This is a genomic window from Sphingobacterium sp. UBA7253 (assembly GCF_002472745.1).
Taxonomy (GTDB): domain Bacteria; phylum Bacteroidota; class Bacteroidia; order Sphingobacteriales; family Sphingobacteriaceae; genus Sphingobacterium; species Sphingobacterium siyangense.
In genome coordinates this window covers 15957-27375 of sequence record NZ_DKSP01000227.1, presented here as the reverse complement: position 1 = coordinate 27375, position 11419 = coordinate 15957, and the positions used below count along the sequence as shown (strand labels likewise).

Here is an 11419-nt window from a genome sequence, read left to right as displayed (position 1 = left end):
TGAAATTTAGCTTAGTTTTGGGTATGAAGCATATGTTTTCAAATCTAGCTGTTATTCTACAAAACAATACTTTTGTGGAATCAGATTTTACACTGCCAGTACCCGTACTTCTTGCTAAGTTTTCTTTTTTACCTATTTCATCATTTTTTCCGGAAGCGAGTTCATCTTTTTCCGCTGATTGGCTAGATACCGTCCAACAGAGCGCGATTAGATCTACATTGGAAGGATTTAATGTCGGAATCAGTGGCGATGGCAATCCTGTCGCTTTACTTGAGCAGGCGATTGCTTTGACTAATCATGCACTTGCCTATAGTTATTTGGGGCTTTATTATTTTAAAATAGCGGCATATGACCAAGCTATTGCAACGTTTACAAGCGCAATCGAACAGTATAAAGAGGAACCGTTTTTTTATGCGAGCCGTTGTTTAGTTTATCGACTCATCGATGAAGACGAAGGTGCTTTCTATGATTATCAGATTGCCAAGAGACTGGATTTTAATTACCATAGTGTATTGGAATGGGCGGAGAATCAAGCTGAACTCACTTACTTTGAGGCCGATAATTTGGTTATTCAAGAGCTGGAATCGAAGCCAAAGCAGCTGAGTACTGACGAAATAAATTCATTGGGACTTGAATATGTTCATTGCTATAGCTATCTAAAAGCAATCGGTCTTTATTCTGCTGCTATTGCGGAATCCGATAACAAGGATAGCAACCTGTTTGTTTTTAGAGGAAGTTTGTACCTGAAATTGACCTGTTTTGAATTGGCATTGTCTGATTTCAATCAGGCTATTGCTCTTGATGAGAATCGTTCTGCCGCCTATATATTTCGCGCTAAAGTGTTTGAATCCTATCGTAATTACCAAAGTGCGCTGGAAGACTATGCCAAAGCGGAGGAAATAGATCGTGATTCATCGATCGTATACGAAGAAAGGGCATCTTTGTTTGAGCGGTTGGGGAATTTTGAGGAAGCATTATTGGATTTTGACCGCCTTGTTACGCTCAATCCGGAAGATTTTTATGTGTATTCATTACGAGCCGATTTGAATGAAAAGTTGGAGGATTTACCAGGCGCACTGGCAGATTACTCGAAAGCGATCGATTTGAATCCATATTATTCTGATTTGTATTCATATCGCGCAGCAATTCGCGAAAAATTGGGAGATCCTATCGGGGCAAAAGCCGACCTGGATAAATTCAATGAATTGGAAGATGAATAAAAAAAGTCCACTTTTTGGTGGACTTTTTTTATCTACTGCTTTAACTAGAGCACCCTTTATTTAATGATCCTTTTTATCTTATTGGAACGGGTAATAAGTTTGTGCAATTTGTCATAATCCTCCGTGGCAATAGAATCGTGCAGGGATTGAAGCTGCTTGATATGTTCTTCGAGTACTTCGAGTACATTTTCGCGATTTTGCTTGAAAATAGGTGTCCACATATCGGGCGAACTTTTGGCAAGACGTACTGTAGATTCAAATCCCGATCCTGCCAGCTCAAAGATACGTCCCTGAGATTTCTCTTTTTCCAATACCGTTAAGGCGAGGGCGAAAGAGGTTAGGTGAGAGATGTGTGATACATAAGCAGTGTGTACATCATGTTCGTCCGCATTCATAAAACAGCTGCGCATCTCCAATTGGTCGGTGATGGCATCGGCGATCTCGAAAGCATCCTCATCAGTTTTAAATGCTTCGACATAGACCATCATCTTGCCTTTGAATAAGCCCGGTATTGCAGCCTCAGGCCCCGAATACTCGGTGCCGGCCATGGGATGGGCTGCAACGTAACGCCCCCGGTTAGGGTGATCCTTGATTTTGTTGAGAATATTTGTTTTTGTCGATCCCATGTCAATGACGACCTGATCTGTAACCAAATCCAAGATTTGAGGAACAACATGTAAAATGGCATCGACAGGAATTGTGAGCACCAATACTTTACAGCTCTTAATCGCATCTTCTAAGCTTGCTGTTTCGTCAATGAAGCCGATGTGCATCGCTTTATCTAAGTTCTTTTGACTCTTATCTACACCGATAATTTTGTCGCAGAATTTTGTTTCTTTTAGGCGAATGGCAACTGAGCCGCCGATCAAGCCTACGCCTACAATGGCAATGTTCATATGTAAACAATTATATTAAGCGTATTTTTGTTCAAATGTTATACACCGAACGCTTTATACCCTGGTTGTTTGTCGATCAATTATTCTATCGATAATTTCAAAGCAGTTAAGCTGCCCCGATATCGAATGTCTTAGAAATTATCTTTAATGCGCTGGATTGATTCTTTGAGTACCTCTACTGTGGCACAGAGACTGATGCGTATATATTGATCGCCTTTGTCTCCGAAAATTCCACCCGGTGTAATAAATACCCGTGACTTGTCCAAAACAGCATCGCTTAGCGCATAACCATCCTTGTATTTTTCAGGGATGCGTGCCCATACAAACAGACCTACTTGGTCCTTTTGATAAGAACAGTCCAGCAAATCCATAATTTCATACACCTGTTGACGTCTTTCAGCATAAATTTTGTTTAGATCAGCATACCAGGAGGCATCAAGTTGTAAGGCTTTTGCCGCAGCCAGCTGAACAGGTAAAAACATACCTGAATCCATGTTGCTTTTGAAACGGAGTACTTGGTTTATACGTTCTTCGGCACCCACGAGCACACCAATTCGCCATCCCGCCATATTGGAAGACTTGCTCAGCGAATTCAACTCAATGGCTACATCTTTCGCGCCAGGGATACTCATAATGCTTCTTGGCGTATCTGTCAAAATAAAGCTATACGGATTATCGTGGCAAATCAGGATATTATGCTCTTTGGCAAATTGAATCAGCTCTTGATAAAATGCATCGGGTGCCGAGGCACCTGTTGGCATATGAGGATAGTTTATCCACATCAGTTTAACCTTTGACAAGTCTTGTTTTCTGAGCTCATTTAGATCAATAAGCCAATTTTTCTCTTGTGTAAGATTATAGGTAATTGCTTCAGCACCACTCAATCTCACTGCAGCAGCATAAGCTGGGTAGCCAGGATTGGGTATAAGTGCTTGGTCTCCTTCCTGAAGATAGGTCATACAGATGTGTACAATACCCTCTTTTGACCCTATTAAGGGTAATATTTCTGTATTGGGATTAAAAGTCGCGTTATAATAACGTTGATACCAATCTGCAACGGCTTGTCGTAGGGCGGGAGCGCCTTTATAATTTTGATAGCCATGCACATTTGGAAGTTGGGCATTCGTATTTAATGTCTCGATCACCTCCGGGTGTGGGGGCAAGTCTGGACTTCCAATTCCTAGGTTGATTACACGCGCACCCTGTTTGTTTAACTCATCTATTTCTCTTAATTTTTTGGAGAAATAATATTCTTCAGTATGCTGCAATCTTTTGGCAACGTCTATTTGCATTTTATTTTAATAAATTTGGTATTTGAATAAGGCTAAATTAGGGAATTATCTATTAAAAGGAGATTTTTTTATCGATTTTTCAAGCTGAACAAGCTGAATGCTTTAGTCTTGAGATGCAACAATTTTATAGTCCCTTACCAGGATATGCGCTTTTCTTGATTAATTTGTTATTTTTGTTCAATTTCCTCGTCAAAAATCTGAAAGTTAGAGGAGAGACCGACGAATGACTTTTCGTATAAAGGTAATTTGTCTTAGTTCAAAATAAATGAAAACATATTTTAGGCTCTTATCGTTTGCTAAACCCATTGAGAAATTTGCAATCCCATATGTAATTTTCACGTTGATCACGGTTATTTTTAGCACATTGAATTTAGCGTTGCTAGCTCCATTACTCCATACACTTTTTAACGTTGGTAAAGAGACCGCCGAGGTCGTAAAACCAGAAGCTTATACAGACATTCTCGCGTGGTTTAATTACTACGCCAGTGTTGCTAATAGCCAGTTTGGAGCCTATGGTGCATTGAAATACGTCTGTATTGTTATTGTGATCTCCGTATTTATCAGTAATCTATTTCGTTATTTCTGTCAGCGTATTATGGAGAATTTTCGCATTCATACCCTGCTTAAATTGCGCAGAGCAGTGTTTGATAATGTGATGGATCTGCATGTTGGCTATTTTACAGGGCAACGAAAAGGAGATATTGTTTCTAAAGTCGCGTCAGATGTGCAGGTAGTTCAGTATTCTGTTACAGGGACATTACAGGTGGTTTTTAAGGAGCCTCTGCAATTGATCGCTTATATCGTGATGCTTTTTAATATCTCTGCAAAATTGACTTTTTTCTCCCTCTTGGTTATTCCAGTCTCTGCATTTTTTATAGCAAGAATCGTTAAGAATCTTAAAAGTCAGGCGCATGCAGCACAGGAGTCGTATGGAAATATGATTTCCTATTTGGACGAAGCATTATCGGGGATTAAAATTATCAAAGCCTTCAATGCGGTCTCCTTTATTAAGAACAGATTTCATAATGAGAACGAACGTTATGCAAATATCGGCCGTGATATGGCTAAAAGACAACAGTTAAGCTCGCCTGTTTCTGAGCTACTAGGTGTCATTATGGTCGCAATTATTCTTTTATATGGCGGTCATTTGGTGCTTTCAGGTGACAAGGGGTTAACTGCACCGGAATTTATCGCCTATATCGCTATTTTTTCACAGGTGATGCGTCCGGCAAAAGCGTTGACAGATTCTTTTAGCGGTATTCATAATGGTCTTGCTGCGGGCGAACGCGTATTGGAACTCATCGATGAACGGACGGAAGTGAAAGATCGCGCCGACGCGAAGCTTGTGAAAAGCTTTGAGAAGAATATCGTATTTAACCAGGTCAATTTTTCGTATAGCAAAGATAAAGAGATTCTCCAGAACATCGATTTGACTATAGAAAAAGGGAAGGTCGTTGCATTGGTAGGGCCATCAGGTGGAGGGAAATCAACTTTGGTTGATTTGATCCCGAGATTTATGGACGTCACTGGAGGGCAAATTTTGTTTGATGGTACTGATTTACGGGATTTAAACCAGGATTCTTTACGGGACATGATCGGTGTCGTCAATCAGGAGTCTATTTTGTTTAATGATACGATTTTCAATAATATAGCATTTGCTAATCTTTCTGCCAGCCAGGAAGAGGTTGAAGCCGCTGCACGGATTGCCAATGCGCATGAATTTATTTTGAAAACTGAACATGGTTATCAGACCAACATTGGTGATCGGGGCGGTAAATTATCGGGTGGCCAACGCCAGCGGATCTGTATCGCACGGGCTGTCTTAAAAAATCCACCGATCATGCTTCTTGATGAGGCGACTTCTGCGCTAGATACCGAATCTGAAAAATTGGTACAGGACTCCTTATATAAATTAATGGACAATAGAACAACAGTTGTCATTGCCCACCGCTTAAGTACCATTCAGAATGCGGATATAATTGTAGTTATTGAAGCCGGAAAGATTGTAGAAGTAGGTAGCCATAGTGAGCTGATACAACGTGAAGGATTATACCGCAAATTAATCGAAATGCAACAATTTACAGATTAGCTTTCTTTTCTAAGAGGTTTGTCAAATTAGTTGTTATCACATTTTTTATTATAACTTTTGTTGCCTTTTCGGTACATTTGATTTAAGATAGGAGATACATTTAATGAACGCAATAGATAAATTGAATTTCTTGATTAACGACAAAAACTTAGCTGTCGAGTTGAGAGATATAGCGGAGAAAGTTTTGCGAGAGGAGCGTATCACTTTTGAGGAAGGAGTGCTTTTATATGAAAAAGGTGAGCTAGGCTATCTTGGTGTGCTTGCTAACTATATTCGTGAGAAACGCCATGGAGATCATACTTTTTTCAATCGTAATTTTCACATTGAGCCGACTAATGTTTGTGTCTATGACTGTAAGTTCTGTTCGTATTCCCGCTTAATAAAAGAACGGGCAGAAGGTTGGGAGATGGAAGTTGATGGCATGATGGATATTGTCAAAAAATATGACAATGAGGCTGTTACTGAGGTTCATATCACTGGAGGGGTTGTTCCTAAACAAAACCTCGAATTTTATGCCGATTTCTTTCGCAAATGTAAGGCGCATCGCCCCGAGTTGCATATTAAAGGACTTACACCTGTAGAGTATTACTATATTTTTAAGAAGGCAAAATTAAGCCATTATGATGGCCTGAAGTATTTGCAATCTTGCGGCTTGGATTCTATGCCAGGTGGTGGAGCAGAGATTTTTCATCCAGAAATCAGAGAACAGATTGCACATGATAAATGTACCGCCGAACAATGGTTGGATATTCATGAGCAAGCGCATAAGCTGGGAATGCATACCAATGCAACGATGCTGTACGGTCATATTGAGCAGTTTTGGCATCGTGTAGATCACATGGAGCGCTTGAGACAGCTGCAGGATAAGACTGGCGGTTTTCAGACCTTTATTCCTTTAAAATTTAGAAATAAGGAGAACCAAATGTCCCATATTCCCGAGGTATCCGTTATCGAAGACCTAAGGAATTATGCGATCGCTCGAATTTACATGGATAATTTTGATCATATTAAAGCGTATTGGGCAATGATATCGAGAGATACGGCCCAGTTGTCCTTGGCTTTTGGGGTCGATGATATCGATGGAACACTGGATGATACGACAAAAATATACAGCATGGCGGGAGCAGAAGAGCAAAAACCGGGGATGACCACACAAGAGGTTGTCGAGCTGATAAAAAATGTTGGACGCCATCCGATAGAAAGAGATACCCTCTACAATGTGGTGACCGATTATAATGATTTTGTTTTTGATCAAGGTGATCAAAAGAAAAGCTATTATGCATTACCTGTTGTCAATTCATAATCATATCACACGTTGAAAAAGACATTTTATTTTATACGACACGGACAGACTGATCTAAATTTAAAAGGTATTGTGCAGGGACGGGGTGTTAATTCTCCCCTTAACAAGATGGGCATAGCTCAAGCTCAGGCTTTTTTTGATCACTATAAGACAGTGCCTTTTGATAAGATATATACCTCCACTTTATTGCGTACGCATCAAACTGTACAAGGATTTCTTGATTTGGATTTACCTTGGGAACAGCTTGTTGGTTTGGATGAAATAAGCTGGGGAGTTTATGAAGGAAAAGAACAAACACCAGAGTTGCTAACTGGTTTTGAAAAATTGGTCGCAGCATGGCGCAATGGAGAATTGGATGTCAGTATTGAAAACGGAGAGTCTCCTCATGAATTGATGGCTCGTCAACAAGTCGCCTTGGATCATATGCTCGCTCAGGCAGATGAAAAAAACATATTAGTCTGTATGCACGGTCGTGCCTTACGGATTATGCTTTGTCTAATGACTGGTGTTGATGCCCGTTATATGGATGATTTCCCGCATACAAATACTGCTTTATATAAATTGCTGTATGATAATGGTCAATTTGAGATTGTGGACCATTACAATACTGCACACTTAGAAGCATTGATAAATGAATAAAATTAGAGTTTCTGCCGTATCGTATACCAATACTTATCCATTTTTGAATGGAATACGTAAATCGAAAGTGATGGAGCAAATCGACTTGAGCGTTGATTATCCAAGTGCCTGTGCACAGAAAGTAATCGATGATCAAGCTGATATCGGTATTATACCGACAGCTGCCTTATTAAGTCTTCCCGAGTATTATATTAATACCGATTTTTGTATCGGCACAGAAGGTGCTGTTGATTCTGTCTTTATTTTTGCCAATAAGCCTATTGAAGAGGTAAAAACTTTACGTTTGGATAAGCAATCGCGCACGTCAAATGGTTTAGCACGCGTATTGATTAAAAATTATTGGAAAAAAGATGTAGAATTGATCACTGATGAATCTATAGAGCCAGATGCCTATGTTTTAATTGGGGATCGTACGTTCGGTAAGAAGAATGCAGTACCCTATGTTTATGATTTGGGGGAAGAGTGGTTTAACTTCACCGGATTACCTTTTGCATTTGCCTTATGGGTAAGTAACAAAAAACTTCCCGACTCTTTTGTGGAGCAATTTAATGACGCTTTAGCATATGGCGTTGAACATGCAACCGATGTGATAGCCGGTCTCCCAGAATTTGAGGGCTTTGATTATACCAAATATCTGACACAGCATCTTAATTTCCATTTGACAGATAAGAAACGCGAAGCTGTGCAGTTGTATCTCCGGTATTTAAAAGAATTGGATTAACCTTGGGCGCTTGACCTGAACAGGAACCATGACATACCCTGAAAAATTTTAAATCAGAATCGGCAGGTAAGCCTTACACGGCATTGTGAAGGCTTACCTGCCGATTGATTCCCCGGGTGCACTACACCCCTGATAAATTCCCCTTATTTCTTGCTTTTGTTTATAACGACTTCGGTAACGCGTATAACTCCGATTACACCATGTTTGGAATTAAAAGGGTAACAGTACCCTTTTTACAGGGTATTAACAGGGGGTTAATAGGGGTATACCCCTATTAACCCCCTGTTATACCCCTGCTAACCCCCTGTAATACCCCTGTTAAAGTCAAACATGGTATTAACCAAGAGTTAATCAGGTTCCTATAAAAAAAACCACTCATTGAGCGGTTTTTTATCGACTTATTTTAACGACAATGCAGGTCTCCTTATGTATTGGAATCACAGTTTGATGATGGATCCGACCTGCGCTACCGAAATAGGTGAGGAGGATCTCTTGACGCGCTAATAACTAGGTACGTCCAATTTTTACTTTACGCCCTTTGATTTTTTGCCCACTAGCCTTATTGATAATAACGGAAGCAAGCTTTCTTTTAACGGCAACATAAGCTACCTTATCTTTCACTTCTATTATACCGATGTCGTCTTTTTCAACACCTTCCAAATGCAGGAGAAAACCTACGATGTCAATTTTATTGACTTTATCTTTTCGTCCAGCACTGATATAAAGTGTAGCGAAAGGTGAATTTTCCGGAAGATCATAGTATTCGGGAAATTCCTCTTCAGGTATTTCCCCCGCTATATAGGGATAGGCTTCTTCAGGCTTTAAGATGACATAGACATCACCCTTTGCCTGCATTCGCGCAGTACGTCCATTGCGATGAATAAAGCCATCTTCTTTATGCGGCAGCTGGTAATGAATAATGGCATCAACTTCGGGGATATCCAGCCCTCTTGCAGCCAAATCGGTCGTGATCAAAACATTGTTGGAATGATTACGGAATTTGAGAAGCGCCAGCTCACGATCTTGCTGTTCAAGTCCGCCATGAAAGGTGTCGTGAATAATATTGCGATTGTCCAGTAGTTCGCTGATGTGATCTACTGCATCGCGATGATTACAGAAAATAATCATTTTTTTCGTCCCGATCTTGCAGATGAGTTTTAGCAATGCCTCCAATTTCTTTTGAACAGGGGCAACGACCTTTTTTATTGTAATACGGGGTATGTTCTGGGAGTTATTCAGAAAATCAACAAGGATAGGCTCCTTTATCTGTGTAAATGGCGGGATTACATCCATCATCGTTGCAGAAGTCAATATACGTGATCTGATGGCCGGTATATGTCGAATAATGAAATCCATTTGATGCTGAAATCCCAGTTCCAACGATTTATCAAATTCGTCTAACACAAGGGTGTGGATACTGGTCGGATCAAAATTTCCTTCTTCGATATGTTGTTTTATACGTCCTGGAGTTCCTATAATAATTGCGGGAGCATCCTTGAATTCATTTTTTTCGATACGGGTACTATGACCGCCATAGGCACAGGTGACTTTGTGACCTGTGGCCACCTTGCGTAGCACTTGCTCTATCTGTAAGGCAAGTTCGCGGGTCGGCACTAAAATCAGTACTTGAACCTCCCGAACGATTTCCTTCAATTGCGCTAAAATGAGCAATGAAAAGGCCAAGGTTTTGCCAGATCCTGTGGGTGAAAGTAAGATGAAATCATGGTCTTTTTGATACGATTCCACTACTTTTTCTTGCATCTCATTTAAGGATGAAATGCCTAATTTATTTAAAATAGCTTCTAGCTGCATTTGACAAAAATACAAAATACCGCTATCTTGAAAGGAACAAACTAGAATGAAAATTTTTTAGGCATTTTATACCTAAAAAAACAAGGTAATCGGTCTATAAAAGATGATTACCTTGCAATGATTTGTATCGATATATTGGAAAACGCGGTATAGTTACGGCGTTATTAATTCTTAATAAGTATTGTTTTATAAGATATCAATACCTTCTTGTCTTAGCGTTTCTTTTTTGTCCTCTTCCCAGATACTGACTTGAACTTCTCCAATATGTTGTTTCTTGAGCATAAACATACAGACACGTGATTGTCCGATCCCACCGCCCATAGATTCCGGTAATTGATCATTAAGAAGCATGCTATGGAAAGTCAGTTTGGATTTTTCAGTACAATTTCTGATTTCCATTTGATGTGCCAAGGCTGTTTTATCGACACGGATTCCCATGGAAGAAAGTTCAAACGCTGAATTTAAGATCGGGTTCCATACGAGAATATCGCCGTTCAATCCTTTGTGGCCTGCCTCATTGGCAGTACTCCAGTCGTCGTAGTCGGCTGCGCGTCCATCGTGTGCAACACCATTGCTCAGTGCCCCTCCGATACCATATAAAAACACAGCTCCATATTCTTTTGTGATTGTATTTTCACGTTCCTTTGCACTTAGATTAGGATATTTTTGCAGTAGTTCTTCAGCCGAAATGAATGTAATGGTTTCCGGAAGAATCGCTTTTACCTGTGGATACTTGCTTTCAACCTGTTGTTCTGTAAATCGTAATGCATCGTAAATTTTTAATACGGTTTCTTTCAGCAAAGCCAAATTACGTTGATCTTTATCGATTACTTTTTCCCAGTCCCATTGGTCTACATAGATCGAGTGAATAGGGGTGTAATCTTCATCAGGACGCAGTGCTTTCATGTCTGTCACGATGCCTTCCCCAGGTAACATTTCGAGCTCTTTTAAACGGACTCTTTTCCATTTTGCCAATGAATGTACCACGACAGCTCTTTTTTCATTCAATGATTTAATCGGAAATGATACCGGACGCTCAATTCCATTTAAGTCATCGTTTAATCCTGTGCCGTCTAAAACCACCAATGGTGATGAGATCGGAATTAAATTTAATGCTTTCTTTAGTTGTTGGACAAATGTATCTTTAACGAAGCTGATAGCAACTTCGGTATTTAAAAGTTTTCTTCCCTCCATATGAGTCAAATGAAATACCATGCATGGATTGATACGCATGGTTTTATTTTTTATTCAGTTATTTCATACAAAAGTATGAAAATATCACTGGTTAATCTGTTTGGTTGTGATTTTTAATATTTATCCATTAAAAAGTTGAAAAAATAAAAAAATTCTAACAAAATGAAGATAGGTCAATATTTAATTATAAAACTAATAATTTGTTGGTGCAACTAAAAGTGTTTGGTTACTTACCAAAAGAGCCCTGAAATAT

Annotated in this window: 9 protein-coding genes; 5 read left to right on the top strand and 4 right to left on the bottom strand. The window is 39.6% G+C overall.

The genetic code is table 11. The features are described 5' to 3' along the window. Nucleotides 1–1220: tetratricopeptide repeat protein (locus B2X72_RS24180; RefSeq protein WP_286851828.1), on the top strand; the 1220-nt coding region annotated here is incomplete at its 5' end. 56 nt (nt 1221–1276) lie between these two features. On the opposite strand, the gene B2X72_RS24175 is transcribed toward B2X72_RS24180, so the two are convergent. Both B2X72_RS24175 and B2X72_RS24170 read right to left on the bottom strand, forming a co-directional pair. Continuing rightward, complete coding sequence (locus tag B2X72_RS24175; protein ID WP_075993419.1) at nt 1277–2116, bottom strand: prephenate dehydrogenase; 840 nt, start codon at nt 2114–2116, stop codon at nt 1277–1279. Between the two features lie 131 nt (nt 2117–2247). Continuing rightward, nucleotides 2248–3408 carry a pyridoxal phosphate-dependent aminotransferase gene (locus B2X72_RS24170; RefSeq protein WP_075993418.1) on the bottom strand — a complete coding sequence of 387 codons (1161 nt, stop codon included), beginning with the start codon at nt 3406–3408 and terminating at the stop codon, nt 2248–2250. Nucleotides 3409–3673: 265 nt separating this feature from the next. Between B2X72_RS24170 and B2X72_RS24165 the strand changes: the two genes are divergently transcribed. From B2X72_RS24165 to B2X72_RS24150, 4 genes are all read left to right on the top strand, one after another. After that, complete coding sequence (locus tag B2X72_RS24165; RefSeq protein WP_088162240.1) at nt 3674–5497, top strand: ABC transporter ATP-binding protein; 1824 nt, start codon at nt 3674–3676, stop codon at nt 5495–5497. A gap of 103 nt (nt 5498–5600) precedes the next feature. After that, nucleotides 5601–6800: an aminofutalosine synthase MqnE gene (mqnE, locus tag B2X72_RS24160; RefSeq protein ID WP_120332600.1), complete on the top strand. Its 1200-nt coding sequence runs from the start codon at nt 5601–5603 to the stop codon at nt 6798–6800. A 12-nt stretch (nt 6801–6812) separates the two neighbouring features. Further along, entirely contained in the window at nt 6813–7439 is a 627-nt protein-coding gene (locus B2X72_RS24155) for a histidine phosphatase family protein (protein ID WP_088162238.1), read from the top strand. Continuing rightward, nucleotides 7432–8160 (top strand): menaquinone biosynthetic enzyme MqnA/MqnD family protein, encoded by a 729-nt coding sequence (locus B2X72_RS24150; RefSeq protein ID WP_286851826.1) that lies wholly within the window; start codon nt 7432–7434, stop codon nt 8158–8160. Before B2X72_RS24155 ends, B2X72_RS24150 begins: the two co-directional genes overlap by 8 nt. A 507-nt stretch (nt 8161–8667) precedes the next feature. Here B2X72_RS24150 and B2X72_RS24145 read toward each other — a convergent pair. Both B2X72_RS24145 and asnA read right to left on the bottom strand, forming a co-directional pair. Then, nucleotides 8668–9921 carry a DEAD/DEAH box helicase gene (locus B2X72_RS24145; protein ID WP_349681404.1) on the bottom strand — a complete coding sequence of 418 codons (1254 nt, stop codon included), beginning with the start codon at nt 9919–9921 and terminating at the stop codon, nt 8668–8670. Between the two features lie 237 nt (nt 9922–10158). Next, on the bottom strand, nt 10159–11166 hold the full coding sequence (asnA, locus tag B2X72_RS24140; protein ID WP_088163637.1) for an aspartate--ammonia ligase: 1008 nt from the start codon (nt 11164–11166) through the stop codon (nt 10159–10161). Nucleotides 11167–11419: the final 253 nt, after the last annotated feature.